Below are 26,416 nucleotides of genomic sequence, written 5' to 3'. Positions count from 1 at the left end.
CTGTCAGTGGGGTCGTCCCGGAGGGATGGGGTGGAGTTCTTCGGCGGCGGGCGCGGGCACGGGACCAGCGGGGGCGCTGCGCACGGCGGTACGGCGGCCCGCGGCAACCACGCCGATCACCGCCACCGCGAAGGCGAGGGTGGCGGCGTCGAGCGGCTCGGCCAGCATCAGGGCGCCGCCCGCCAGCGTGAGGAACGGCTGCAGCAATTGTATCTGGCCCACGCGCGCCACGCCGCCTTTTGCGAGCCCGGCGTACCAGAACAGGAAGCCGACGAACATCGAGAACACCGACACATAGCCCACGCCGAGCCACGCGCGCGGCGAGGCGGCGGCGATCTGCCCGGCATGCGCGAGCGCCAGCCAGGCCACCAGCGGCAGCAGCGCCGGCATCGACACCGCCAGCGCCCAGCTGATGGTTTCCTGCCCGCCCAGTTCGCGCGACAGCTTGCCGCCTTCGGCATAGCCCAGCGCGCCGAGCACCATCGCGGCGAACAGCAGCCAGTCGGCGTGCTGGAGCCCGCCGGCGCCCTGCCACAGCGCGAAGGCCACCACCAGCGCGCTGCCCGCCGCGGCCGACAGCCAGAAGCCCGCCGACGGGCGCTCGCGCCCGAACCACGCGGCGAACACGGCGGTGGCCAGCGGCAGCAGGCCGGTGATGATGGCGCCGTGCCCGGCCGGCACCTCGCGCATGGCCAGCGAGGAAAACAGCGGAAAGCCCACCACCACGCCGAGCGCGGTCACGGCCAGCCGCCACCACTGGCTGCCGCGCGGGCGGCGCGCGGCGGCGAAGGCGCCGCGCTGCCACAGCAGCAACAGCGCCAGCACGCCGGCCACCACGGCGCGGCCCAGCGCGACCAGGGTGGCATCGAGCTCCGCCACCGCCATGCGGGTAAACGGCAGCGTCTGGCTGAACACGGCCACGCCGACGAAGCCCAGCAGCATGCCGCCGCCGTGGCCGGCGTGCGGGGCCGCGCCGGGGCGGGGCAGGGAGGCGGATCGGGTCGTCATCGCGATACCTCAGTGAGACATGGGGCCGCCGGACCGCGCGATCCACAGCGCGGTCAGCGCCAGCGCCAGCCCCATCGCGCGGTTGAACCAGCGGATGCGGTCGCCAACCTGCAGCCAGTGCCGCAGGCCGGCGCCGAGCGCGCCGTACACGCCGTTGCTGACGAAGCCGAACACGGCGAACACCGCGCACATCAGCAGCACCCGGCGCAGCGGCGACTGCGCGCCGGCCATGTAGGAGGCGGCCGTGGCCAGCGCCAGCATCCACGCCTTGATGTTGGCGTATTGCAGGATCACCGACTGCCACACCGACAGCGGGCGCAGCACCTGCTTGTCGGCCAGCGCGGCGCTGCGCGCCAGCCGCAGCGCCAGCCACAGCAGGTACAGCACGCCCGCCGCGCGCACCAGCAGCCCCAGCGCCGGGCTGGCCAGCACCAGCGCGCCCACGCCGGCGGCGCACAGCGCCACGATGCTGGCAAAGCCGAAGGCCACGCCCACGCAGTGCGGCAGCGTGGCACGCAGGCCGAAGTTGGCGCCGGTGACGGCGGCGATGGTGGTGTTGGGGCCGGGCGTGAAGGCGCCCACCGCCAGCAGCGTGAGCAGCGCGGCGAACTGCGCCATCGACAGCCCGGCCAGCAGGTCCGGGCCCGCGAGCGCGCCCGTCATGCCGCGAACTGCACCACCACGCGGCGGTTGGTGCGGCTCTTCTTTTCGATCTTGGTCACGACCACCGCGCCGATCTCGCCGGTGGCGGCCACGTGCGTGCCGCCGCACGGCTGGCGGTCCACGCCGGGAATCTCGATGATGCGGATGGCGCCGCTGCCGGCCGGCGGCGCCGCGCCCACGGTGCGCACCAGTTCCGGCTGGGCGGCCAGCTCCGCGGGCGTGATGAGGTCGATGCGCACGCGGCTGTCGGCGCCGATCAGCGCGTTGAGCCGCTCGGTCAGATCGCCCTTGTCGAGCGTCGACTCGGGCAGGTCGAAGTCGATGCGCGCCGAGTCCGGCGAGATGCCGCAGCCGGTCACGGGCACCGGGATCAGCGAGCCCAGCAGGTGCAGGCAGGTATGCAGGCGCATCAGGCGGTGGCGGCGCTCCCAGTCGATGGCGACGGCGACGATGTCGCCGGGCTCGGGCAGCGCCGAGCCCGGCGCCGGCACGTGCAGGATGCGGCTGCGGTCCGGCGAGTAGATGGTCTCCAGCAACGCGACGGTGGCGCCGTTGGCCAGCCGGAGCGTGCCGGTGTCCCCCGCCTGGCCGCCGCTGCGGGCATAGCACACGGTCTGGTCGAGCTCGATGCCCTCGGCGTGCACGGCCACCACGGTGGCGGTGCAGCTGCCGAGATAGGCGTCGTCGTCGAAGCGTTTGCGGGTGGTGGGGGGCATGGCTCAAATCTCCTGCGGTCGTTGTTCTTGTGGTGAATGCGGTACTGCCGGTACTGCCGATGTTGCCGCCGGCGCTCAGCGCAGCGTGCGCACGCCGTCCGGCGTCTCGATCTCGGCGCTCAGCTCGGCTTTGTCGCCGGGCTCCAGCGCGATCAGCGCGCCGCCGCCCAGCCATTGCAGCGCGCGCCCGAGCCGCGCCGCCTGCGGATGGCGCCCGCGCAGCGCGCGCAGGGCCAGGCCCTGGCCGGGCAGCCGCGCGGACGGATGGAGCGGCACGTCCCACTGGATCAGCGTGGGCAGCACGCCGTCGCCGGCCACGGCCGGGCCGTCCTCGTCGGCGGGCCAGCCGGGCAGGCTGCCGTCCTCGGGCACCGTGATGCGCCAGCGCAGGTCGCCGCGCGTCATCGGGATCACCGGGGCGATGCGCGCCGGGTACTGCGACTGCCACAGCGACAGGTCGGCCGGGCGCGCCACGCGCGCCGCCCAGTTCAGCAGGAACGGGCCCCCGCGCAGGCGCGCCTGGACCGCCTCGCCGTCCAGGCCGAACCAGCGCGGGCGCGCCGGCGCCGGCGCCGCGGGGTCGATGGCGATGATTTCCAGGTAGATCCCGCCGAACAGGCCGAGCAGGCGGTTGTGCGTGCCCATGCCGGGATGGGCGCCACCCGGCTGCGCCGGCACGCCCAGCGCCTCGGCGACATGCTGCGCGCCCGCCTCGAGCGTGGCGGCGGCGATCACGAGATGGTCGAGAGCTAGCGTCATTGTGTGTTGATGGTAGTGAAGGTTGTCGGTACAGTACCTATACAGTTATGCAGATCATTCACAGTACAGTGGCGGGAGCACGACATGAACAGCGACGACCTGGCCGCGCCGGGCCTCAAGGATAAGGCAGGCGCCGCCGCCGGGGGCGTGACGGCCGAGGCGCCGCGCCCGCTGCGCCTGGTGCCGCCGCCGACCGAGCGCATGCCCAGCCCGGTGCCGTCGGCGCAGATGACGCTGGTGGAGCAGTTGACCGAGTGGGCGCGGCTGCGCATCGACGAGCGCATCTTCCGCGCCGGCATGCGCATGCCCTCGATCCGCCAGCTGGCGCAGGACAAGGGCATTTCCCGCTTCACCGTGGTGGAAGCCTACGAGCGGCTGGTGGCGCTGGGCTACCTGGAGTCGCGCCGCGGCTCCGGCTTCTACGTGCGCGAGCGCACCCCGCAGGCGCCGGCGGTGGCGCCGGTGGCCACCGGCTCGCGCAATATCGACGTGACCTGGCTGCTGCGCAGCATGTATCACTCGAGCGAGCCGCACAAGTCGCCCGGCCAGGGTTTCCTGCCCAACGACTGGCTCGACGGCGAGCTGATTGCCAGCGCGCTGCGCGGGCTGGGCCGCCAGCCGGGCAGCCATTTCCTGGTCAGCGGCACGCCGCAGGGCTTCCTGCCGCTGCGCCAGCAGTTGCGCAACCGCCTGGCCGAGCTGGAGATCGGCGCCGCGCCCGAGCAGATCGTGCTGACCTCGGGCATCACCCAGGCGCTCGACCTGATCGCCCGGCTCTACCTGCGCGCCGGCGACGCGGTGCTGGTGGGCGACCCGGCCTGGTTCGTGATGTTCGGCCGTTTCGCCGCGCAGGGCGCGCAGCTGATCGGCATGCCCTACACCGCCGAAGGCCCGGACCTGGAGGCGCTGGAGCGCATCCTGCAGGCGCGCCGGCCGCGCCTGATGGTGATCAACTCGGTGCTGCACAACCCGACCGGCACCTCGCTGTCGGCGGCCAAGGCCTTTCAACTGCTGCGGCTGGCCGAGCAGTACGACCTGCTGATCGTCGAGGACGACATCTACTGCGACCTGTGCCCGCCCGGCCATGCGGCCACGCGGCTGGCCAGCCTGGACCAGTTGCGCCGCGTGATCTACCTCGGCAGCTTCTCCAAGACGCTGGCCGCCAACCTGCGCGTGGGCTTCATCGCCGCGCACCCGGAGACCGCCGCCAGCCTGACCGACAGCAAGCTGCTGGCCGGCCTGGCCTCGCCGGAAATCAACGAGCGTGTGCTCTACAAGGTGCTTACCGAAGGCCACTACCGCAAGCACGTGGAGCGCGTGCGCGCGCGCCTGGACCGCGCCCGCGACGACACCCGCCGCACGCTGGAACGCATGGGCCTGGCGCTGTTCCCGGGCCAGCATGCCGGCATGTACCTGTGGGCCGACACCGGGCGCGACACCAATGCCATCGCCACCGCCGGGCACGAGGAAGGCTACCTGTTCGCGCCCGGCAGCCTGTTCTCGCCGTCGCAGATGCCCTCGGGCTGGATGCGCTTCAACGTCGCCAGCAGCCAGGACGCGGGCATGCTGGCCTTCCTGGCGCGCCAGTTCGAGCGCCGCTAGCCGCACTTGAAATCCGGGCCCCGCGCCCCTATGTTCCGGGACACCGCCCCGGCGCCAGCGCGCCGCGGCCAGGGAACCGGATTCCCGTTCCAGCCAAGTCAGCCAAGTTAGCCAAGAGGAGAACCATGACCGCACCGCACGAGACGATGAGCTTCCAGGCGGAAGTGAAGCAATTGCTGCACCTGATGATCCACTCGCTGTACAGCAACAAGGAAATCTTCCTGCGCGAGCTGATCTCCAATGCTTCGGACGCCACCGACAAGCTGCGCTTCGAGGCGATCGCCAACCCGGCCCTGCTCGAGAACGACGCCGACCTCGCCATCCGCATCGAGGCGGATGCCAAGGCCCGCACGCTGAAGATCACCGACAACGGCATCGGCATGAGCCGCGACGAGGCCATCCGCAACCTCGGCACCATCGCCCGCTCGGGCACCAAGGAATTCTTCCAGCAGCTCTCCGGCGACCAGCAGAAGGACGCCGCGCTGATCGGCCAGTTCGGTGTGGGCTTCTACTCGGCCTTCATCGTCGCCGACAAGGTCACGGTGGAAACGCGCCGCGCCGGCCTGCCCGCGAGCGAGGCGGTGCGCTGGGAAAGCGCCGGCGACGGCGAGTTCAGCGTGGACGCCATCGACCGCGCCGAGCGCGGCTCCACCATCACGCTGCACCTGCGCGAAGGCGAGGACGATTTCCTCTCCGCGTGGAAGCTCAAGGGCATCATCCAGAAATACTCGGACCACATCTCGCTGCCGATCCGCATGCCCAAGGAAGTGTGGGACGCCGACACCAGCGCGTACAAGGAAACCGGCGAGTGGGAGAGCGTCAACCAGGCCAGCGCCCTGTGGACGCGTTCCAAGTCCGACATCACCGACGAGCAGTACACCGCGTTCTACCAGCACATCTCGCACGACAACCAGGCCCCGCTGGCGTGGACCCACAACCGCGTCGAAGGCCGCAGCGAATACACCCAGCTGCTGTACGTGCCGGCGCGCGCGCCGTTCGACATGTTCGACCGCAACCACAAGGGCGGCCTCAAGCTCTACGTCAAGCGCGTGTTCATCATGGACGAGGCCGAGCAGCTGTTGCCGTCCTACCTGCGCTTCGTCAAGGGCGTGGTGGATTCGGCCGACCTGCCGCTCAACGTGTCGCGCGAACTGCTGCAGGAAAGCCGCGACGTCAAGGCCATCCGCGAAGGCTGCACCAAGCGCGTGCTGTCGATGCTGGAGGCGCTGGCCGACAGCGACGACGAAGCCGAACGCGCCAAGTACGCCACCTTCTGGGAGCAGTTCGGCCAGGTGCTCAAGGAAGGCCTGGGCGAGGACGCCGGCAACCTCGAGCGCATCGCCAAATTGCTGCGCTTCGCCTCCACGCACCAGGACAGCGCCGAGCAGAGCGTGGCGCTGGCCGCCTACGTGGGCCGCATGAAGGAAGGCCAGGACAAGATCTACTACGTCACGGCCGATAGCTGGGCCGCGGCCAAGTCCAGCCCGCACCTCGAAGTGTTCCGCAAGAAGGGCATCGAAGTGCTGCTGCTGACCGACCGCGTGGACGAATGGATGCTGTCCTTCCTGCGCGAGTTCGACGGCAAGGAACTGGTGTCGGTCGCGCGCGGCGACCTCGAGCTCGGCGCGCTGGCCGACGCCGACGAAAAGGCCGAGCAGGAGAAGGCCGAAGGCGACTGGAAGGAAGTGCTCGAACGCGCCAAGACCGTGCTCGACGGCAGGGCCAAGGACGTGCGCGTGACGCTGCGCCTGACCGAATCGGCCTCGTGCCTGGTCTCCGACGAAGGCGACATGAGCGGCTACCTGCAGCGCCTGCTCAAGCAGGCCGGCCAGAAGGCGCCCGACGCCCAGCCCATCCTGGAACTGAACCCGGACCACGCGCTGGTGCGCAAGCTGCGCGCGCTGGCCGAGGCCGGCCCCGCCGACGAAGCCTTCGGCGACCGCGTCCACGTGCTGTTCGACCAGGCCCTGCTGGCCGAAGGCGGCACGCTGGAAGACCCGTCGGCCTACGTGCGCCGCATCAACAAGCTGCTGGCCTGACAGCCAGCCCCGGCCGCCCTCCCTTGCCGCGCGGGGGAGGGCGGCGTCTGCATCCACGATGACAGCACGCCCGCAACAGACAACGGCGCTCAAGCGCTGCTTCCCGCCCGTGGTCGACGCCGGCACGCGCGTGCTGATCCTGGGCAGCCTGCCGGGCGAGGCGTCGCTGGCGCAGGGGCAGTATTATGCGCATCGGCAGAATCAGTTCTGGCGGCTGGTCGGCGATATTACGGGCGAGGATCTCGTCGCGATGGGATACGCCGAACGACTGCAAACGCTGCTGGCCCACAACATTGGCTTATGGGATGTGGTGGCGGAAGCGAAGCGCGATGGGAGCTTGGATAGCAACATCCGTGATCATGCCGGCAATGATCTTGCGGGTTTGATCGAATCGCTACCGAATCTGACAGTGATTGCGTTCAATGGCGGTACCGCTGAACGTATTGGATTGAAGGCCCTTGGGCAGGCCGCCGGCGGTCATCGCCTGGTCAGGTTGCCTTCCAGTAGCCCGGCTCATACCCTGCCCTACGCGGAAAAATTGCGTGCCTGGCAGGCGTTGCGAAGGTGGCTAGGGGACTGGGCCGACGCCAATAGTGACTGACTCTTGCCGCATTCGCTTCTGGAGCGGGCTGTCGGCCGCCAATAACTGGCTGACCACGGAAGCGCGAGGTCGGTCTGAAGAACACCGGCCTTGGTCGAATGCCGAAACTCCGTAGCCGACCCTCGGCTAATGCTCAAGCATCGCGCCCAAGTCGAGTTCGTCGGCAACGTTCTTTAATCGCTTGTCGCGAGTCCAGATGGTGACGCCGGGATGCAGACGTGCGGATGCCAGCAGTGATATATCGACATATCCGATCCCACGATTGAATAACCCTTCTCGTTCGATCAAATAGAACGTCTCTTCCGGCGTTGCAATCGGTGCCCGGGGCAGATCGAGTAAAGCACCGAGCACAACGTCTCGGTTGCGTAGACTGCCCAGCGATATCTCTCCAATCACGAATGAATGAACCAGGACACGCTCCTCGGCAAGCAAACTAACCAGCAAAGGGTCGGACGCGCTAATGTGGTCTATCCAGACTGACGTGTCGACAAGGATCATTCGACGTCCGGCCGGCGACGCGGCGCCCCCTGTATGCCGGGTTGACTACCACCAAGGTTCGCGAGCCGCCTCCCGGCCTCACGTTGGATCAATGCTTTGAGAGCTTCACGCACCAGCGCCGACTTTTCCTCCAAACCCGTATAGGCCTGAGCCTTGGCGATCAATTCGTCATCGAGAGCGATGGTAGTACGCATGGACGGCTCCACAAGTTGGCGCACCTATAATAGCATCGTTTGATGCCTTTTTTTGTGCCAGTGCATCGGTTGAAGCCAACTGTGGGCACTCCGTGGCCGCCTGCGTCATGTCAGGCTCCATGCGCGTTACTCCGATGTGCTCCGGGAAACCAGTTCCAGGGTTGTAGCCGAGGGTTCCACTTTGGCAACGGCTTCGAGGGTGTCGATGACGTTCGACAAGCTATGTGCGGGCTCCCAGAATCGGTTTGTCGCCTTCGTATCTGTGGCGGCTTCCCAAGTGGCCCAGATTGCACTTCCGTAGATGCCCAGCAGCGACAGTCGCTGATGCAGCACCGATTCAGGTAGATGTGGCAGACGTGCCGCCAAGTGCTCCAGGCATCGACGGTAGCCGATATTCCACTGGTCGCCGACGACGTCGCGCAGCAACTCCCGATCGGTGAGCTGCACATTCGCAATCATGCGGATGTAGGTGTACTGGCCGGTCTGCTTCCCCAGTTCCAGCAGCGGGATGGCCAACGCTTCGATCATCGATCGGACCGTGATCGTATCTGCCTCTTCCATTTCGTCGAGCATGGCTTGCCGACGCTCATCTATGAGCTTGGCGCCATCGAGTACGAGCTCTTTCAACAGATCTCTCTTCGTGCCGAAGTGATAGTGAATGGCGGCCCCATTGCGCTGGCCGGCGGCTGAGACGATGTCCTGCACCGTAACGCCCTCCACGCCTCGCTGCGCGAAGAGCCGCTGCGCGGCGTGCTTGATCTTGTCCCTGGTTTCGTTCCCGTCCGATCTGAGGGTTTTCACCAATGCTTTCTCCATCTAAGCGAACTATATTAATTAAAACAAATTGCTTAACTACACACAACGGAGACAACTCATGCGGGTGGTGATTGTAGGCGCAGGTATAGGTGGGCTTTGTGCGGCATTGGCCCTACGGCATCATGGGGTCGAGGCAATTGTCCTTGAGCAGGCCGACCGGCTCACGGAGGCAGGCGCGGGTATTCAGATTGCCAGCAACGGCGCTCTATTACTCCGCGAACTCGGTGTGGAGCGTCATCTTGCGGAGGTTGCCACTCAGCCTGACGCATTCGACTACCGGGATCTGATGACCGGAAGGCGGCTGTACTACGCGCCGCTGGGCGCCGAGGCGGTGCGGCGTTACGGCGCACCAATGTACAACGTTCATAGAGCTGACCTGATCGAACTTCTGGCGCGTAGCCTTCCACAGGATACCGTCCGCCTGGGAGTCAAGATCGCCCGGATTGGCCAGACCGGGGGTCTTGCTTGGGTCGAAGACATAAATGGCGTCCGTCACGAGGGCGATGTCGTTGTCGGCGCCGACGGAATTCACTCTGTGGTCAGAGCGGCATTGCGTGGGCCGGAGCAGACGCAGTTTGCCAACATCTTGATGTGGCGTGCATTGATTCCTGCCGCCCGGCTCGAAGGACTCTCGCTCCCCGTGCGCGGCAACAACTGGTTCGGCCCGGGTCGCACAGTAATCTCATACTGGGTTCGAAAGGATCTTTACAGCGTGCTGGCTTCAGTGCCCGCACACGAGGTCCATCGGGAAAGCTGGTCTACCAGTGGTGACGTGGAAGAACTCCGCCGGTCTTTTGAGGGCGCCGAACCCACTGTGCAGGCGCTACTCAAGCAAGTGGATTCCAGCTTTATCACCGGAATGTACTATCGCGACCCGATTGAAAGCTGGACATCCGGACGGATAACGCTTCTCGGTGACGCCGCACACGCGATGGTCCCGTTCTTGGCCCAGGGGGCGTGTCAGTCCATCGAGGATGCCTGGACGCTGGCTGCGACGCTGGCAAAATCGGACGGCCTGACGCTGCCCCAGAAGCTCGTTGAATATGAGGGACGCCGCCGGCCTCGGACAACTCGCGTGCAGGCCGGGGCGCGTGCAATCGTGAAGATGGTTCACGAGTCCGATCCTGTGCGGATCAAGGAGCGAAACGGTCGCTGGAAGGGAATGGCTCGAATCGATCCGCTTGCGCAAGCGTCATGGGCTTTTGTCTGGGCGCATGATGAAAGAGAGGCGACCGGCAAGCCGGTGGGAGAGGTCATCGGGCTGGCCAACGCCAGGGAAGGGAAGCGAATGAAGCGTCCCGAGAGTCAGCGTGCGTTCGATATCTGGAAGAGCGCATTTGCCCAGGAAGACGTAGCCCGCGGCCACGATGGCATGCGCGAAGCCTATGACCGAATGCTCGGGAAGAACTTCCCCGTCCCGCGCGAAGTGGCAGCCAGGGAAGTTGACCTTGACGGTGTGCGGGCACTGAACGTGACGGCGAAAGGAGCGAATGTCGACTGCCCGGTAGTGCTGCACTTCCATGGCGGAGCCTATGTACTTGGATCGGCACGGAGTTCGCTGGAATACGCCAGTCGGTTGGCCGATGCGGTCTGGGGGCAAACGTACTCTGTCGACTATCGTCTGGCACCCGAGCATCCCTATCCCGCGGCGATCGACGACGCCGTGCAGGCCTATCGAGGGCTGCTTGCGTCGGGCGTTTCCGCGAAAAGAATCGTGCTGAGCGGCGAGTCGGCCGGTGGCGGACTCGCGCTGGCATTGGCGATGGCCATCCGCGGCGCCGGCCTTCCTGCGCCGGCCGGCGTCTTTGCCGTGTGTGCGTTCACGGATTTGACGCTCAGCGGCCCCTCCGTGCCGGCGTATTCGGGCTCCGACCCCGCCGCGCACCGGGATAGCCTCGCCTTGCTCGGCGCTTCCTACTTTCAGTCTCATGAGCCGACCGACCCGATGGTGTCACCGCTGTTCGGCAGCACATCGGGCCTGCCGCCACTATTCTTGGCTGCGGCGAAGGAAGAAGTATTGCTGAGCGATACGACTCGCTTTGCCGAGAAGGCAGCTCAGGAGGATGTCGACATCACGCTGCGGTTGGTGGAAGACTCGGTGCACGTTTTCACCCTGTTTCCGTTCCTCCCCGAAGCCAAGGAAGTTGTCGGCGAATTTGGCGCCTGGGCGCGGCAAGTAACGGCGCGTCCGTAGTTCGGAATATCGGGCGGGCGGTGTGCTTTCACGCACACCGCATACAAGGCCGACGAACCATGACGGCGCTCGGCCTCCGGTGATCTGGATGCTTCGCCAGGGTCGACAATTCACGAACTTCCTCCAGCAAAGCCGTGGGTTACACGCAGCACAGTCCCTCTGTCTTTGGGAATTGCCTGCGCTCCGGTCTTCGGGGCGCTCGGAAAGCAGGTGGACGTATCCGATCTAGAGAGTGGTATGACAGGCCGGCCGGGCCGGCCTGACCGGCCTTTCTCAACGCGCGTCGCCGAACACCACGCACACCGGGCTGCCCGTGTCGATCACGGTCGCTTCCGCCCGCGGCAGCAGCGTGGCGGTGTCCAGCGCCCGGCTCACGATGGCGTGGCTGTGTTCGTTGGCGACCAGCAGGCGGCGGCCGTCGGGCGTGAGCGTGATGAAGCGCGGGAACGCGCCGAGCGCCGGCGCGAACGCGACCGGGGCGCCGGCGTTGCCGTGCCCGTCGACCGGCACGCAGGCCACGGAATCGTGGCCGCGATTCGAGACGTAGAGCATGCGGCCCGACGGGTGCATGACGATGCCCGCCACGCGGTTCGGGCCGCTGTAATCGGGCGGCAGCGTCGACACGTGGCCGACGCAGGCGAGGCTGCCCGTCCCGGCATCGAACGACAGCGTGGTGACGGTGGAGTCGAGTTCGTTGGCGACGTAGAGCAGCGCCGCGTCGGGATGGAAGGCGACGTGGCGCGGGCCCGCCGATTCGCGGCTCTGGAAGCGCTGGATGCTGGCATCGGCCGGGCTGGTGCCGAAGCGCACCGCGAACACGGCGTCGAGGCCCTTGTCGGGCACGATGTGCCAGGCGGTGGCGCCGCCGCCGTTGGCGAAGCGCGGCGCGTGGTGCGGATGGGCGGTGCCTTGCTCGATGCGGTGCGGCCCCGGCATGCCCGGCATGCCGACGAGCTGCCGCACCGGCCCTAGAGCGCCGTCGTCGCCCACCCCCAGCACGGCCAGCGTGCCGGTCGCGTAGTTCGCGATCACCAGCTCGCGCTCGTCGAGCGACAACTCCAGGTGCACCGGATTGATGCCGCCGCATGGCTGCCGGTTCAGGAAGCGCAGCGTGCCGTCGGCGGCGTCGACCGCGAAGCTGCTGACCTCGGCAAAGTCGCCGTGCACGGCGTAAAGCCGGTCCTGCGCGCGGTTCAGGGTCAGGAACGACGGGTTGATCAGGCCTTCGACCACCTGCTTCCGTTGCCACGCGCCCGAGGCGGCATCCACCGCGTAGACGCTCAGGCCCTTGCCCTGCGCGTTGCGGGCCACCGTGGTGCGGCAGCCGACGTAGGCCAGCCAGCCGCGCGCCGCCGCCATGCCGCTCATGTCTTTCGTCATTTCGTTCAAAGCCATCTCCAGTGTTTTCGGCCAGCCGCCGGATGGGTGTGCATCGATGGTATCCATCGATGCCTCCCCGCCGCGCCTCGCAAATTTTCCATTGACTTTTATGGTCAGAAAACGCATTGTACCGACTTTCATCCCGGCAGCGGGATACGACGCGATCGAGACCGTCCGCAGATGGTCCGGCATGCATATTCGAACAGGAGATAACGGTGGCTTTCAGGCGTGGCTGGGTATTGCTCTTCCTTTTTCTGCTCACGACGATCAATTACATGGATCGCGTGGTACTGTCGGTCGCGGCGAAGCCCATCGCCGCCGAGTTCCATCTTTCCCCGGTAAGCCTCGGCTACCTGTTCTCGTCCTTTATCTGGACCTACACGCTGTTCCTGATCCCGATGGGCCAGTTTGTCGACCGCTTCGGCACGCGGCGCGTGGCGGCGGCCGGCATCGGCATCTGGTCGCTGGCCACCATCCTCACCGGCGCGGCGAGCACCTACGGCCTGCTGCTGGCCTCGCGGCTGGTGATGGGCGCGGGCGAGTCGAGCAGCAACCCCGTGTGCGCGAAGACGGTGCGCCAGTGGATTCCGGCGCGCGAGCGCGGCGCGGCCAACGCCGTGTTCAACGCCGGCTCGTTCGCCGGCCCGGCCTTCTGCCTCGCGTTGATCGGCGTGCTGATCTCGGCCTTCGGCTGGCGCTGGGCGTTCGTGATCTCGGGCTCGATCGGCTTCGTCTGGCTGGCGCTGTGGATGGTCTTCTTCAATACGCCCGAGCGCACCAGGTGGCTGTCGCAGGGCGAGCGCGAGATGATCCTGCGCGAGCGCAACAACGGCGGGCAGGCGCTCGACGAAGGCCAGCCGGACGGCCTGCTGCGCCTGCTGCATTCGCGCACGCTGTGGGGCATCGCGCTGACCGAGGGCTGCAACATCTACGCGCAGTATCTGTTTCTGACCTGGCTGCCGTCCTACCTGCAGAGCACGCGCCACGTCTCGATCACCAGCAGCGGCTGGCTGAGCGGCGCGCCCTATGGCGGCGCGGTGGTGCTGGCGATCCTGGCGGGCTTCCTGAGCGACCGCTACGTCAGGGGCGCGGGCGTGGCCTCGGGCCGCCGCCGCCATGCCATCGCGGTCTCGATGCTGTGCGGCGCGGCGATCCTGCTGGTGCCGCTGGCGACCAGCTTCGCGGCGCTGGTGGCGGTGCTGACGCTGTCGCTGAGCGGCATCGCGGCGACCAACGCGACCAATTTCTCGCTGCTCTCCGACATGCTGCCGAACCAGCGCGACATCGCCAAGGCGATGGGCTTCGTGATCGTCGGCGGCAACGTGTTCGGGCTGCTCGCGCCGATCGTCACGGGCTACGTGATCTCGATGACGGGCAGCTACGACTATGCCTTCGTGATCGCCGGCGTGCTGCTGCTCACCGGCATCGTGCTCACGCTGACCATGACGCACCGGCCGATCGTGGCCCGCGCCGCGGCGAAACTGGCCCAGGCCTGACTTGCTTGCGCTGGTTTAGTCTTTTATGATCATATAATTCAATCCATGAAGCCCTGCAGCGCACACGCCGCGCGCGGGGCCGCGAATCGATGAGCGGTATCTCACCCACGTCACTGCAAGTGCGCATCGCGCGCGACATCGTCGCGCTGGTGCGCCGCGACATGCGGCCGGTCGGCCATCACCTGGCCGAGACCCAGCTCGCGCGCGAGATCGGCACTTCGCGCTCGCCGATCAACGTCGCGCTGAACTGGCTGGCCGAACTCGGCGTGGTCAAGCACGATCCCAACCGCGGTTTCTTCCTGGCCTGCGATCCGGCTTCGCTGACGGCCATCGCCGAGCAGCTTTCCTCGTCGCCCGACGAGCCGCTCTACCTGAAGATCGCCGGCGACCGCCTCGCCGGCGCGCTGCCCGACGAGGTCGGGGAGGCCGAGCTGATGCGCCGCTACGACGTGGCGCGCACCACGCTGCGCAAGGCGCTCTCGCGCATCGCGCGCGAGGGCTGGATCGAGCAGGGCGTGGCGCACGGCTGGCGCTTTCTCGGCATGATCGATTCGCCGGAAGCCTACGAGGAGAGCTTCGCCTTTCGCCAGTCGATCGAAGTCACCGGCCTGCTCAGCCAGGCGTTTCGCTACGAGCCGGAGCAGATGGAGGAAATCCGCCGCGAGCAGCAGCGCATCGTCGACGGCGGCTGGCAGTGGATGACCGCCGCCGAACTGTTCGACGCCAACAGCCATTTCCACGAGGCGGTGGCGAAGTGGTCGGGCAACCGCTTCATCTATGACTCGGTGCGCCGCATCAACCAGCTGCGCCGCCTCGCGGAATACAGCCAGACCAGCAACCGCAAGCCGCGCAAGGGCCAGGCCGAGGAGCATCTGGCGATCCTCGACGCCATCGTGCGTTCCGACCTGCTCAGCGCGGCCGGGCTGATGCGCAACCACCTGGACGGCGCGCGCCGGCTCAAGAGCCCCGGCGCGCACGGATTCGACGCCGGCCGCACCGCATAAGCCGCCGCCGGCAGACACTTTCGCGGCGCCCTCGCGTGACGGCGCCGCACGACACATCTGGCGCCCGTCTGGGGCGCCGGAGTTTGACCAAAGGAGTTTTCCAAGTGAGCATGACCGACAACGCTGGGTTCCAGCGCGTGCATCCCGACGCGCTGCGCGATTTCGTCTCCGCCGTCTACCAGACCACCGGCGCGACCGCCGATGACGCCTACGTTGCCGCCGACGCAATGGTGCAGGCCGACCTGTGGGGGCACCAGTCGCACGGCGTGCTGCGCCTCGGCTGGTACTACGCGCGCCTGCGCTCCGGCGCGATGCGCTCGCACACCAGCCTGAGCTTCCCGGTCGACGCCGGCGCGATCGCCGTGATGGACGGCGGCGACAGCATCGGCCCGGTGGTCGCGCGGCACGCGGCGCTCGACGTGATCAAGCGCGCCAAGACGCACGGCATCGGCGCGGTGTCGGTGCGCAACTCGAACCACTTCGGCACCTGCATGTACTTCACGCGCATGGCCGCCGAGCAGGGCTGCATCATGATCGTCACCACCAACGGCGGCCCGAACATGGCGCCGTGGGGCGGCCTGAAGAAGATGATCGGCACCAACCCGTGGTCGGTGGCCGTGCCGGCCGGCCGCCACGCGCCGCTCATCATGGACGTGGCCAACTCGGGCGTGGCGCGCGGCAAGATTTTCCTGGCGCAGACGCGGCATGAGGAAATCCCGCTCGGCTGGGCCATCGACGCGAAGGGCCGTCCGACCACCGATCCGGAAGAGGCGCTCAAGGGCTTCATCCTGCCGATGGCCGGCCACAAGGGTTATGCCATCGGCACGATCGTCGACGTGCTGTCCGGCGTCCTGTCGGGCAGCGGTTTCATGGACGAAGTGCACGGGCCTTACGATCCGGTCAACCGCAGCCGCGCCGGCCACCTGATGATCGCGCTCAACGTCGCCGCGTTCCAGCCGATGGAGGAATTCAACGCGCGCATGGAGCGCTACATCGAGACGCTCAAGGCGGTGCCGCTGGCCGAGGGCGTCGACGAAGTGTTCTATCCGGGCGAGAAAGAAGCGCGTGCCCACGAGAAGCAGGTCGTGGACGGCATCCTGCTGCCGCACGATACCTTCGCCGGACTCGACAAGGTCGCCGGCGAAGCCGGCGTGGCGCTGGTCGCGCGCACCTGAGCGAACCGATTGGCGGCCGCGCCCGAGCGGTCTGTTCGAGGCGCACCGGAACGCAGGTTCCGGTGCGCCTTGTCGCATCTGGCCGGCCGCATGCGAGCCATCGGGGCGCGGGGCGCGCGCGTCGTCGCCGGGCCAGGAGCGCGCAAAGCCGGGCGCGTAGAATCACGGCCAACTGGCACTGCGGGACCGCGAGCGCGGATCAAGACCGGGCAGCCAGAACGACGACCAACCCGATCAGGAAGATCCGCAACATGATGCACCGCAACATGCGCGTTTCCGCGCGCCCATTCCATCTGTTTTCCGCGAAAGCCGGCAAGCCCGGGGCCCTGCGCCTGCGCGCCGTCGCCCTGCTGGCGGCGCTGTATGCCACCTGCGCCGGCGCGCAGCAGGCGGCCAGGCGCGACGAGTTCTTCTGGCTCGGCGAGATCAACAAGGCGTCGGCGGTCATCAACACGGAGCAGGGCCTGCTCGACCAGGCCGTGGCGCCGCGCGTCGCGGCGGGCATCGCCCGCGTGCTCCAGGACGGCAGCCAGCCCGGCGGCAAGCGGCCGTCGAGCGTGATCACGTTCGAGCCGCTGCTGATCCAGGCCGCGGGCGTGGAGGTGACGCTGCTGCACGCGGGCCGCTCGAGCCAGGACATGCACGCCACCTACCGCGCCGCCATCATGCGCGACAACCTGCTGGCCCTGGCCGACCAGCTGAACCGCACGGCCACCACCCTGGTGGCGCTGGCGGACAAGCACAGCGCCACCATCGTGCCGAACTACACCAACGGCGTGGCCGCGCAGGCCAACAGCTACGGCCACTACCTGCTGGGATTCGCCGCCGCGCTGGACCGCGACGCGCAGCGCATCCGCGAGACCTACGCGCGCGTGGACCGTTCGCCGATGGGCACCACGGTGCTCAACGGCACGAGCTGGCCGCTGGACCGCCAGCGCATGGCGGGCTACCTCGGCTTCGACGCCATCGTCGAGAACGCCTACGACGCGGCGCAGATCTCGTCGGCGGAGTATCCGGTCGAGGTGGGCGCCATCGTCACCATCATCGCGCTGCAGGCCGGCAATTTCATCGAGGACGTGATGACGCAGTACGCGCAGTCGCGGCCTTGGATCCTGCTGGCCGAGGGCGGCGGCAATACCTACGTGTCGAGCGCGATGCCGCAGAAGCGCAACCCGGGCCTGCTCAACGGCGCGCGCCACGATGCCTCGATGGCGATCACGCTGGCGCTGGGGCCGGTGATCGAGGCGCACAACATCCCGCCGGGCATGCCGGACGCCAAGGAGGTCAGGCCCAACAGCGAGATGGTCGGCAGCGCGGTCAAGGTGCTCAAGGACTGGGACCGCATCCTGGGCGCGCTGGTGATCAGCCCCGAGCGCGCGCTCGACGAGCTCAACAGCGACTGGACCGCCTCGCAGGAACTGGCGGACGTGCTGATGCGCAAGTACAAGGTGCCGTTCCGCGTGGGCCACCACTTCGCCTCGGAAATCGTCGAGTACGCGCGCGCCAGCGACATCCGGCCGAGCGACTTCCCGTACGCGAAGGCCCGCGACATCTACCGCGAGGCCGGCAAGGAATACGACGCCGGCGAGCTGCCGATGAGCGAGGCGGAATTCCGCGCCGCGCTCAACCCGCTGGTCATCACCAACGCGCGCGCCACCAGCGGCGGCCCGCAGCCGGCGGAGATGAAGCGCATGCTGGCCGCCGCCCGGCAGCGGCTGGCGCAGCAGGATGCGTGGATCCAGGCGCGGCGCGGCAAGATCGACGGCGCGCTGGCGCGGCTGGACGCCGACTTCGCGAAGATGGTCCCGCCGGCGGGCAAGTAGGGCGGCCGGCGGCGCCGCGCGGCATGCCGGCCGGTGGCGCGCCCGATGTCTACAAGGGCAGCCGCTCCATCTCCGCGTAGGCGCGCTGCAGCCACACCTTGACGCGCTGCCGCTCGAGCAGGCCGAGCCCGGTGGCGGAGCGGTCCGGGTGGTTGACCGCGGCCCAGAAGCTGGCGCTGTGCCGGTCGATCTTCTGCATCGTGGCGTCGGGCAGGTGGCGCAGGGTCATCACGCTGGCGCCGAGCGCCTCGGCCCGCTCGCGTTCGCCCGACGCCGCCAGGATCTCGAAGCGGTCGCCGCGGATTTCGTTGAGGACGAGCACCAGCTTGATGCGCCCGCCGAACTGGTCGAGCCACTGCCGCAGCAGGTCGACCGAATCGCGCCCGGCATCCATCACATGCCACCAGGTAAGCGCGAGGCCATGCTCCTCGGCCAGGCCGAGCACGTCCGCGTCGTCGATCCAGTTGGCCAGCGACTGCTGCGTCTGCGCCGCGAGGTCGACCAGGATGCGCCGCTGCGGCGCCTCGATCGCGTGCTCGATGATGGGGTCCAGGCTGTCGTGCCCGTCGAGTACGGCGGGCGCGGCGAAATCGGCATAGAAGCGCAGCAGCGCGCCGTGCGACTTGTCGGTGTCGAAACCCAGGAACGGCATGCCCCGGTCGATGAGATGCTGCGCCAGCAGGCGCGCGACGAGCGACTTGCCGACGCCGCCCTTTTCACCGCCGATGAAGTGGATGTGGCTCATTTCTGCGCTTCCTTTGTGATGGAGAGGGCCTGGCCGGAAGGGCAGTCCCCGGTTTCGCCAAGGTGACTGCGAAACATGACAGTAGCAAGTAGCATGCCGCGCCGCCGCCCGGAGCGGCCCGGCGCAGCGCATCGGGCATCCGCTGTCAATGAAACCTCCCCCCCGGAAAGCAGGGCTACAAGTTGGGTGGCCGGTCCCGATAAGACAGGGAATGGCGGAAGGCAGGATGGCAGGTCGCGGACCCGTGGGGCCTGCGGGCAGGAACGATCACCCGCGATGCGTCACGCCGGATGCCGTCAGGCCAGGCCATCCTGCGATGACAAGCCATGCCCCCATCGATCCCACAAGAGGAGGAGTGTCATGCGCAACAACCAGCCGGTGACGCAGCAGGAGTTCGAGTTTCCCGACAACGCCACGCTCATGTCCACCACGGACACGCAGAGCCGCGTGACCTATGCCAACGCCGCGTTCGTCGAGGTCAGCGGCTTCTCGCGGGAGGAGATCCAGGGCCAGCCCCACAACCTGGTGCGCCACCCCGACATGCCGGAAGCCGCCTTTGCCGACATGTGGGCCACGCTCAAGGGCGGCGAGCCCTGGACCGCCCTGGTGAAGAACCGGCGCAAGAACGGCGACCACTACTGGGTGCGGGCCAACGCCACGCCGGTGGTGCGCAACGGGCGGCAGGTCGGCTACATGTCGGTGCGCACCAAGGCCTCGCGCGAGGAGATCGCGGCCACCGAGGCGCTTTATCGCGATCTGCGCGAAGGCAAGGCCGGCAACCGCAAGATCCACAAGGGGCTGGTCGTGCGCACCGGCCTGATGGGCTGGACCTCGCTCGCGCAGGTCATGCCGGTGCGCTGGCGCATCCGCCTGGCGCTGTTCGCGCTGCTGCCGGTCATGGCCGCCTGCGCCTGGGGCGCGGGGCTGGCCGGCGCCATGCTGGGCGGGTTTGCCGGGATGGCCGCGCTGGCGCTGCTGCTGGCTTCGTGGTGCCTCGAAGCGCAGATATCGAGACCGCTCGAAGCGGTCCGGGAGCAGGCCTTGCGGGTTGCCTCGGGCGAGAGCCAGAAGGCGGTCCACATGAATCGCGTCGATGAGATCGGCATGACCTTGCGCACGATCAGCCAGCTTGGCCTGATGTTCCGCTGGCTGGTCGACGACGTCAGCGAGCAGGTGATCAACGTGCAGACCGCCAGCAACGAGATCGCGCGCGGCAACATCGATCTCAGCGCCCGCACCGAGCACGCGGCGTCGAGCGTGCAGGAAACGGCGTCGTCGATGACCGAGATGACGGCGACGGTGAAGAGCAATGCCGGGACCGCTTCCCAGGCCAACGCGTTGTCGGGCTCGGCCAGCGACGCGGCGTCGAAGGGCGGGCGCGCGGTCTCCGAAGTGATCGCGACCATGAGCGAGATCACGCGGAGCTCGAAGATGATCGCCGACATCATCGGCGTGATCGACGGCATCGCCTTCCAGACCAACATCCTGGCGCTCAACGCGGCGGTGGAGGCGGCGCGCGCGGGCGAGCAGGGCCGCGGCTTCGCCGTGGTGGCGGGCGAGGTGCGCGGCCTGGCGCAGCGCAGCGCCAACGCCGCCAAGGAGATCAAGGGGCTGATCGACGTCAGCGTCCACAACGTCGAGTCCGGCGCCAGGCTGGTGGACGACGCCGGACGCACGATGGAGGACATCGTGGCCCAGGTGAAGCGGGTATCGGACCTGATCGCCGAGATCAGCGCGGCCACCGCCGAGCAGATCAGCGGCATCTCCCAGGTCGGCAGCGCGGTCAGCGATCTCGACCACATCACCCACCAGAACGCGGCCCTGGTCGAGCAGAGCGCGGCGGCGGCCGAGAGCCTGAAGCAGCAGGCGACGCGCCTGGTCGAGGCCGTGAGCGTGTTCCGCTGACGGCGGCGGCGCACGCTCACGGCCTTTGCCGGGCCGTCTTCCGGCCGCGCCGCGCGCATCTGTCACAATCCTGCCTGTGAGCGCCGGCGGCCCGCCCGCCGGCGCGTGCCATACAGGATTGAAGGACGATGCCCTATCTCGGAATTGGTTTCCACGTCATCGTGGCGCTGTATTTTGCCGTCCACGCGGTGCGCACCCAGCAGAACATGTACTGGCTGCTGATCTTGTTCCTGTTCCCCGGGCTGGGCAGCGTGGTGTATTTCTTCGCCATCTACCTGCCGGCGCTGCGCCAGACGCGCGGCGCGCGCGCCGCCACGCGCGCCATCGGGCAACTGGTGGACCCCAACCGCGCCGTGCGCGAGGCGCGCGCCGCGTTCGACCGCGCGCCGACGGTGGATCACCGCATGCGCCTGGGCGCGGCATTGCTGGACGCGGACGAGCCCAAGGAGGCGCTGCAGCACTACGAGGCCGCCGCCAGCGGCCCCTTCGCCAGCGACCCCGCGCTGCTGCTGGGCCTGGCCCGCGCGCAGTTCGCCACCGGCGGCCATGCCGCCGCCGCCGGCACGCTGGAGCGCCTGTTCGAGGCCCAGCCGCAGGCGCGCCAGCAGGCCGATCCGGCTTTGCTGTATGCGCGCGCGCTGGCCGCGGCCGACGCGCCCGGCACGCGCGCCGCGTTCGAGCAGGCGCTGGCCTGCGCCAGCGACGCCGCCGCGCGCTGCCTGTTCGCCGACTGGCTGGGCGCGCGCCCGGACGCGGCCGACCGCGAGCGCGCCCGGGCGCTGTACGCCGACATCGTGCACGACGGCAAGCACTGGCCGCGCCACGCGCGCGAGCACAACCGCGAATGGCTGCAACGCGCGCAGGGCGCGCTCGGCAAGTCCTGACGGCGGCCGTTTGGCGGCCGCTTGGCAGCCGTTTCCGCGCCGTCTCCGATTCCTGGTCGTCCGGTGCCGCGTCCCGCCCGGGCGGCGCGCCTGTTCGCATTCCGCATTCCGCATCGCATTCCGCATTTCCCTGGACCGACATGACCCTCCTGAAACGCAAATCCATCGAAGCCGTGGCCTCGCGCCGCCCCGCGCGCGGCGAGCGCGCCGAACGCAATGAACGCAGCGAGCGCAACGAGCGCAAGGCGCGCGAGGAAAAGCGCATGACCCCGCGCTTCGCGCCGGTGACGTTCTCCGAGATGGACGGCGTGCGCTATCTGCACTTCGGCACCGAGTGGGTGCAGGGCGCGATGCGCCTGCGCAAGCCCGACGCCATCGAGCTGGAATACGCCCAGCAGATGATGGCGTGGCTGCTGTTCCTGTCGCCGTCGGCGCCGGACTTCCACGTCGCGCAGCTGGGCCTGGGCGCGGCGGCTCTGACCAAGTTCTGCCACCGCCAGTTCAGCCGCGCGCGCGTCACCGCGGTGGAGCTGAACCCGGCCGTGATCGTGGCCGGGCGCAGCATGTTCGGCCTGCGCGAGGACGACGCGCGCCTGACCGTGCGCGAGCAGGATGCCTGGGACTACGTGATGGACAGCGCGCACACCGCGGCGCTCGACGTGCTGCAGGTCGATCTCTACGATGCCACCGCGCGCGGCCCGGTGCTCGACACCACGGCGTTCTACAAGGCGTGCCGCCGCGTGCTCAAGGCGCCCGGTGTGATGACCATCAACCTGTTCGGCGACCACGACAGCTTCCCCAAGAACATCGTGCGCATCTGCGAGGCCTTCGACGACCGCGTGCTGGTGTTCCCGGAAGTGCACGACGGCAACGTGATCGCGCTGGCCTTCAACGGCCCCGCGATCGACGTGTCGTGGGAAGTGCTGGCGCTGCGCGCGAAGGTGGTCGAGGAAGCGACCGGCCTGCCGGCGCGCGCGTGGGTGAAGGGATTGCGGGCGGCCAACGCCCGCCAGGAAGAGCGGCTGAAGATCTGAACCCCGGCCGCTCCGGCGGGCATCGCCCGCCTGCGGCCTACTGCTTGTGGAAGAACTGCGCCAGCGACCACTCGTCGGTGCGCGCCTCGTACTTCAGGTCCTTGCGCATCGCCCACATCGCCAGCTGGCTGTGCGACGGGATGATGGCATGGTCGGCCAGCGCGAACCGGGCCGCGGCGCGGGCGTTTTCCTCGCGCGCCTTGTCGCTGCTCACGGTGGTGAGCGATTTCTCGATCAGCTGGTCGAGCTGCGCGTTGCCGTACTTGCCCCAGTTCCAGGTGCCGTAGCCGGTCTTGGCGTTGGGCGTGCCGGTGATCGAGCGCAGCGCCACGTCGGCCGCGGCCGAGCCCCAGCCCAGCATCTCGAAGGCGAAGTCGCCCTGGCGCGCGCGCGTGAAGTAGGCCGCCACGGGCAGCGTTTCCACCTTGGTCTGGATGCCGATGCGCGTGAGCATGCTGGCGGTGGCCTGCGCCACGGCGGCGTCGTTCAGGTAGCGGTTGTTGGTGGCGTGCAGCGTGAGGCCGAAGCCGTCCGGGTAGCCGGCCGCGGCCAGCAGCTTCCTGGCGCCTTCGGGATCGTAGGCGTCGGGCTTGGTGCCCGGATGGCCGAAGATCTGCGGCGAGACGATCGACGAGGCCGGCACCGCCAGCCCTTCCATGATGCGGCTGACGATGGCGTCGCGGTTCAGGGCGTGGCTGATCGCGGCGCGCACGCGCGCGTCCTTGAACGGGTTCTTGCCAAGCGGCTTGCCGGCCTTGTCGGTGACGAACGGCGGGTTGTCGCGCGACTGGTCCATCTGCCAGAAGATGGTGCGCCACGAGACCTGCTGCTCGATGCGGAACTTGGGGTTCTGCCTGAGCCTGGCGACGTCGGCCGAGGGCACGCTTTCGATCACGTCCACGTCGCCGGCCAGCAGCGCCGCGCTGCGCGCGCCGTTGTCGGTGAGGATGCGGAAGATGGCGCGGTCCCATTCCGGCTTGGGCCCCCAGTAGTCGGGGTTCTTCGCCATCACGATTTCCTGGCCGCGCGCGAAGCGCACGAACTTGAACGGCCCGGTGCCGATCATGGCCTTGCCGGAGTCGAAGTCGGCCTGGCTCAGCGTGGCCGCCACCTTCTTCGGCATGATCGGCACGCTGTTGAGGTCGTTGGCGAGGTTGGCGTAGTTGGGCACGCTCATGGTCAGGCGCACGGTGAGCGGGTCGGGCGTGTCGATGCGCGCGATCGGCTTGGTGTAGCTGGTAAACGAGCCGGGGCTGTTGACCAGTTTCTCGGGGCGCTCGAGCGAGGCCTTGACGTCCTCGCTGGTAAACGGCGTGCCGTCGTGCCATTTCACGTTGGGGCGCAGCTTGATCTCCCAGGTGATGGCGTTGACCGGCTTCCACGACAGCGCCAGCCCGGGAATGTAGCGGGCGTTCTTGTCCATGAACACCAGCGACTCGAAGATATGCAGCGCGATGGCGTTGTTGGGGCCCGAGTTGTTCCACTGCGGGTCCATCGAGGTCACGTCGGCGGACAGGCCGATGCGCAGGTCCTCAGCCCGGGCCGCGCCGGCGGGCAGCATCAGCAGCGCGGCGGCGCCGAGCACCAGCGCCGTGGCGGCTTGCAGCAGCGCGCGGCGCGGCGCCGGGGCCGCCGGATGGCGGGCGGGTTGGGGGAGGCGGTGGTTGGCGGTCATGGGATGCGCTCCTAGCACGGGCCGCGCGCTCCGCGCGTGGGCACGGGCGGGCGGCGGCGGGTTCTCAGAAGGGGGTGGCCGGCACGCGGCGCCACCCGCGGCGAGGCGGCGAGCGGGCGTGCGGCCGACCCGGCTGCCCGCATTGTGCCGCCAAAACGACATCGGCGTGCGATAGCCGCGGCATGTCCTCATGCTCGCCGCCGGCGCCGCGCCTGTCCACCGGCGCGGCGGCCAGCCGGTAGAATCGCGCCCATGTTCGCCAATTCCCGCACCATCACCTCGGCCCAGGCCGATGTCCACGACCATCTCGCCGCGCGCGTGGCCCGCCACCTCGCCGAGCCGTTCCGCAAGCCGATCGGCGAGCCGAGCCGGCGCGCGCTCGATCTTGCGCTGCAGCAATGGCAGCGCGCCGGGGCCGCGCCGCTGATCCTCGACGCCGGCTGCGGCGTGGGCGAGAGCACGCTGCGGCTGGCCACGGCGTTTCCGGACCACTTCGTGATCGGCGTGGACCAGTCCGAGAAGCGGCTGGCCGGCGGCAAGGACTGGTGGGACGGGCCGCTGCCCGCCAACTTCACCTGGGCGCGGGCCGACCTCGTCGACGTCTGGCGCCTGCTGCAGGCCGAACATGTGCCGGTGGCGCGCCATTACGTGCTCTATCCCAATCCGTGGCCCAAGATCGGCCACCTCGGGCGGCGCTGGCAGGGCCACGCGGTGTTCCCGGCGCTGGCCGCCTGCGGCGGCTACCTGGAGTGCCGCAGCAACTGGCAGGTCTACATCGACGAGTTCGCCCAGGCGCTGGCGCTGGTGGGGCGGCCGGCGGCGGTCGAGCCGTGGCGGCCGGCCGAGGCCATCACGCCGTTCGAGCGCAAGTACGCGGCCTCGGGCCACGCGCTGTGGCGCTGCGTGAGCCCGCCGCCGGCCTGACCGGCCCCCGTCAACGAAAACGGCCCGCGCAAGGCGGGCCGTCGGCGAGCGAGTGGGGAAGGGGCGCGCTCAGTGGAACAGCGGCTGCTGCGTCGGCGCGTCCTCGGGCAGTTCGGCGTGCACGATCTCGCCCGAGCGGTCGGCGTAGAGCGGCGTGCCGCAGTCTTCGCAATACTCGGGGTCGAACAGCGCGGCGTGGCGGAAGATGTCTTCCACGCCGGCATTGCGCAGCTCCTCGCAGATCTGCTCGAGCGGGTTGTCCTTGTCGGTGGCGTCGATCTCGCCGGACTCGCGGCCGTAGACCGGCCAGACGATGCCGTAGATCACGTCCTTCTCGCCGCGCATGGTGAAGCCGACGCGGTATTCCTCGACCTCTTCCTCGCCGAAGGCGGCCACCACCGCGGCCATCTGGCCGGCGGGCACGTCGAGCGTGCCGCACAGGTAGTTGACCGCCGCGCGCACGGTGAGCGGGCGGATGCTCTTGTCCGATTCGCGGCAGGACAGGAAGAAGGCGTCCGGCAGCAGCAGCTCGAACTCGCAGCCCGGCAGCAGCAGCGCGATCGACGGCTGCACCTGGGTGCGCCATTGCTCGAGGCACATCGAGCGCTCGGCGTGGTGGTCCTTGGCGTCTTCCTGCCAGCGGAACAGGGCCTGCTCGTGCGGCGCCACCACCACCGCCAGCAGGTAGCGCGGGTCGGCCAGGATCGGCGCGGTTTCCGGCAGGTCGCGCAGGTCGACCTTGGGCGTGGCGCCGGACATCGCCGCCGACACCAGCTTGTAGGTCAGCGCGAAGGTGTCGCTGTGCGTGCGCGGGAGCTGGTCGATGCTGTACAGGTAGGGCGAGAGCGCCATGCGCGTGCCCGCGGCCAGCACGTGCGCCTGCAGGTGCACCGACAGCGTCTGCGCCAGCTCGGGCTTGAGCGCGCCCGAGGGAATGGCGTAGCGCGTGTGGGCGAGGATGGGCGCGGCGATCAGCAGGGCGTCGTAGCTGACACCGTCGATGTCGACGGTGGCGGATTCGGCCAGGGTCTCGGCTTGCTCGGCCAGCACGTCGGAGGCGTCGGCGTTGTGCTTGAACAGGTGTTCGAGCGCCGCGTCGAGCGCGGACTGGCTGCCGTTCTTCAGCAGCCGGCCCAGGCGTTGCGAGAGCCGCCGCTCCCAGTACCCGTCCTCCATGCGGCTGCCCGAGGCATCGAGCGCGAGCGCATCGGCCACCAGACGCTCGGCGTCAGGCGAAAGACGTTGGGAAGCCTTGGGGCGAAAACCTGCCATAAGTCGAGA

General features: G+C 68.6%; 23 protein-coding genes. 12 read left to right on the top strand and 11 right to left on the bottom strand.

What is annotated here, in order from left to right; genetic code table 11:
• Nucleotides 1–3: 3 nt before the first annotated feature.
• From ACWTPI_RS14055 to ACWTPI_RS14040, 4 genes are all read right to left on the bottom strand, one after another.
• Nucleotides 4–1,008 (bottom strand): DMT family transporter, encoded by a 1,005-nt coding sequence (locus ACWTPI_RS14055; RefSeq protein WP_059411330.1) that lies wholly within the window; start codon nt 1,006–1,008, stop codon nt 4–6.
• A gap of 9 nt (nt 1,009–1,017) precedes the next feature.
• Nucleotides 1,018–1,671, bottom strand: coding sequence for a LysE family translocator (locus ACWTPI_RS14050; RefSeq protein WP_020200804.1), 654 nt, complete (start codon nt 1,669–1,671; stop codon nt 1,018–1,020).
• Nucleotides 1,668–2,387 carry an alanyl-tRNA editing protein gene (locus ACWTPI_RS14045; protein WP_020200803.1) on the bottom strand — a complete coding sequence of 240 codons (720 nt, stop codon included), beginning with the start codon at nt 2,385–2,387 and terminating at the stop codon, nt 1,668–1,670. The genes ACWTPI_RS14050 and ACWTPI_RS14045 overlap by 4 nt, the downstream gene beginning before the upstream one ends.
• A gap of 75 nt (nt 2,388–2,462) precedes the next feature.
• A complete protein-coding gene (locus tag ACWTPI_RS14040) occupies nt 2,463–3,146 on the bottom strand; it encodes a VOC family protein (RefSeq protein WP_029043145.1) in 684 nt (227 codons plus the stop codon).
• Between the two features lie 201 nt (nt 3,147–3,347).
• Here ACWTPI_RS14040 and ACWTPI_RS14035 point away from each other — a divergent pair, with 201 nt between their 5' ends.
• The 3 genes from ACWTPI_RS14035 (at nt 3,348) to ACWTPI_RS14025 (ending at nt 7,388) form a co-directional block, all read left to right on the top strand.
• Entirely contained in the window at nt 3,348–4,748 is a 1,401-nt protein-coding gene (locus ACWTPI_RS14035; RefSeq protein ID WP_454732481.1) for an aminotransferase-like domain-containing protein, read from the top strand.
• Nucleotides 4,749–4,873: 125 nt separating this feature from the next.
• Nucleotides 4,874–6,787: a molecular chaperone HtpG gene (gene htpG, locus ACWTPI_RS14030; RefSeq protein ID WP_454731925.1), complete on the top strand. Its 1,914-nt coding sequence runs from the start codon at nt 4,874–4,876 to the stop codon at nt 6,785–6,787.
• A gap of 58 nt (nt 6,788–6,845) precedes the next feature.
• Nucleotides 6,846–7,388: a DNA-deoxyinosine glycosylase gene (locus tag ACWTPI_RS14025; protein WP_454731924.1), complete on the top strand. Its 543-nt coding sequence runs from the start codon at nt 6,846–6,848 to the stop codon at nt 7,386–7,388.
• 126 nt (nt 7,389–7,514) lie between these two features.
• On the opposite strand, the gene ACWTPI_RS14020 is transcribed toward ACWTPI_RS14025, so the two are convergent.
• The 3 genes from ACWTPI_RS14020 to ACWTPI_RS14010 form a co-directional block, all read right to left on the bottom strand.
• The gene (locus ACWTPI_RS14020; protein ID WP_454731923.1) at nt 7,515–7,886 is read right to left on the bottom strand and encodes a type II toxin-antitoxin system VapC family toxin; all 372 of its coding nucleotides are present in this window, start codon (nt 7,884–7,886) and stop codon (nt 7,515–7,517) included.
• A complete protein-coding gene (locus ACWTPI_RS14015; RefSeq protein ID WP_454731922.1) occupies nt 7,883–8,080 on the bottom strand; it encodes a type II toxin-antitoxin system VapB family antitoxin in 198 nt (65 codons plus the stop codon). The genes ACWTPI_RS14020 and ACWTPI_RS14015 overlap by 4 nt, the downstream gene beginning before the upstream one ends.
• 126 nt (nt 8,081–8,206) lie before the next feature.
• A complete protein-coding gene (locus tag ACWTPI_RS14010; protein ID WP_454732480.1) occupies nt 8,207–8,881 on the bottom strand; it encodes a TetR/AcrR family transcriptional regulator in 675 nt (224 codons plus the stop codon).
• Between the two features lie 73 nt (nt 8,882–8,954).
• Here ACWTPI_RS14010 and ACWTPI_RS14005 point away from each other — a divergent pair, with 73 nt between their 5' ends.
• Nucleotides 8,955–11,090 carry an alpha/beta hydrolase fold domain-containing protein gene (locus ACWTPI_RS14005; protein ID WP_454731921.1) on the top strand — a complete coding sequence of 712 codons (2,136 nt, stop codon included), beginning with the start codon at nt 8,955–8,957 and terminating at the stop codon, nt 11,088–11,090.
• Nucleotides 11,091–11,363: 273 nt separating this feature from the next.
• On the opposite strand, the gene ACWTPI_RS14000 is transcribed toward ACWTPI_RS14005, so the two are convergent.
• Nucleotides 11,364–12,470, bottom strand: a complete 1,107-nt coding sequence (locus ACWTPI_RS14000; RefSeq protein ID WP_454731920.1) for a lactonase family protein — start codon at nt 12,468–12,470, stop codon at nt 11,364–11,366.
• Between the two features lie 215 nt (nt 12,471–12,685).
• Between ACWTPI_RS14000 and ACWTPI_RS13995 the strand changes: the two genes are divergently transcribed.
• From ACWTPI_RS13995 to ACWTPI_RS13980, 4 genes are all read left to right on the top strand, one after another.
• A complete protein-coding gene (locus ACWTPI_RS13995; RefSeq protein ID WP_043365159.1) occupies nt 12,686–13,966 on the top strand; it encodes an MFS transporter in 1,281 nt (426 codons plus the stop codon).
• A gap of 89 nt (nt 13,967–14,055) precedes the next feature.
• Nucleotides 14,056–14,970, top strand: a complete 915-nt coding sequence (locus tag ACWTPI_RS13990) for a GntR family transcriptional regulator (RefSeq protein ID WP_043365157.1) — start codon at nt 14,056–14,058, stop codon at nt 14,968–14,970.
• 110 nt (nt 14,971–15,080) lie between these two features.
• Nucleotides 15,081–16,145, top strand: a complete 1,065-nt coding sequence (locus ACWTPI_RS13985; RefSeq protein ID WP_059411339.1) for an Ldh family oxidoreductase — start codon at nt 15,081–15,083, stop codon at nt 16,143–16,145.
• A gap of 251 nt (nt 16,146–16,396) precedes the next feature.
• Complete coding sequence (locus tag ACWTPI_RS13980; RefSeq protein WP_454731919.1) at nt 16,397–17,968, top strand: lyase family protein; 1,572 nt, start codon at nt 16,397–16,399, stop codon at nt 17,966–17,968.
• 49 nt (nt 17,969–18,017) lie between these two features.
• Here the strand turns inward: ACWTPI_RS13980 and ACWTPI_RS13975 are convergent, their stop codons facing one another.
• Nucleotides 18,018–18,713 (bottom strand): P-loop NTPase family protein, encoded by a 696-nt coding sequence (locus tag ACWTPI_RS13975; protein ID WP_020200791.1) that lies wholly within the window; start codon nt 18,711–18,713, stop codon nt 18,018–18,020.
• 360 nt (nt 18,714–19,073) lie between these two features.
• Between ACWTPI_RS13975 and ACWTPI_RS13970 the strand changes: the two genes are divergently transcribed.
• The 3 genes from ACWTPI_RS13970 to ACWTPI_RS13960 all read left to right on the top strand — a co-directional run bounded on the left by ACWTPI_RS13970 (nt 19,074) and on the right by ACWTPI_RS13960 (nt 22,536).
• Entirely contained in the window at nt 19,074–20,618 is a 1,545-nt protein-coding gene (locus tag ACWTPI_RS13970; RefSeq protein ID WP_454731918.1) for a methyl-accepting chemotaxis protein, read from the top strand.
• Nucleotides 20,619–20,746: 128 nt separating this feature from the next.
• Nucleotides 20,747–21,502 (top strand): tetratricopeptide repeat protein, encoded by a 756-nt coding sequence (locus tag ACWTPI_RS13965; RefSeq protein ID WP_059411340.1) that lies wholly within the window; start codon nt 20,747–20,749, stop codon nt 21,500–21,502.
• A gap of 140 nt (nt 21,503–21,642) precedes the next feature.
• Nucleotides 21,643–22,536: a spermidine synthase gene (locus ACWTPI_RS13960; RefSeq protein WP_454731917.1), complete on the top strand. Its 894-nt coding sequence runs from the start codon at nt 21,643–21,645 to the stop codon at nt 22,534–22,536.
• A 37-nt stretch (nt 22,537–22,573) separates the two neighbouring features.
• Here ACWTPI_RS13960 and ACWTPI_RS13955 read toward each other — a convergent pair whose 3' ends face one another.
• Entirely contained in the window at nt 22,574–24,211 is a 1,638-nt protein-coding gene (locus ACWTPI_RS13955; protein WP_454731916.1) for an ABC transporter substrate-binding protein, read from the bottom strand.
• Between the two features lie 252 nt (nt 24,212–24,463).
• Here ACWTPI_RS13955 and trmB point away from each other — a divergent pair, with 252 nt between their 5' ends.
• Nucleotides 24,464–25,135 (top strand): tRNA (guanine(46)-N(7))-methyltransferase TrmB, encoded by a 672-nt coding sequence (trmB, locus tag ACWTPI_RS13950; RefSeq protein WP_020200786.1) that lies wholly within the window; start codon nt 24,464–24,466, stop codon nt 25,133–25,135.
• A 69-nt stretch (nt 25,136–25,204) separates the two neighbouring features.
• Here the strand turns inward: trmB and ACWTPI_RS13945 are convergent, their stop codons facing one another.
• Nucleotides 25,205–26,407, bottom strand: a complete 1,203-nt coding sequence (locus ACWTPI_RS13945; RefSeq protein ID WP_029043139.1) for a DUF2863 family protein — start codon at nt 26,405–26,407, stop codon at nt 25,205–25,207.
• Nucleotides 26,408–26,416: the final 9 nt, after the last annotated feature.

Source organism: Cupriavidus ulmosensis (genome assembly GCF_977008105.1).
This window is presented reverse-complemented; position numbering and strand designations above follow the sequence as displayed.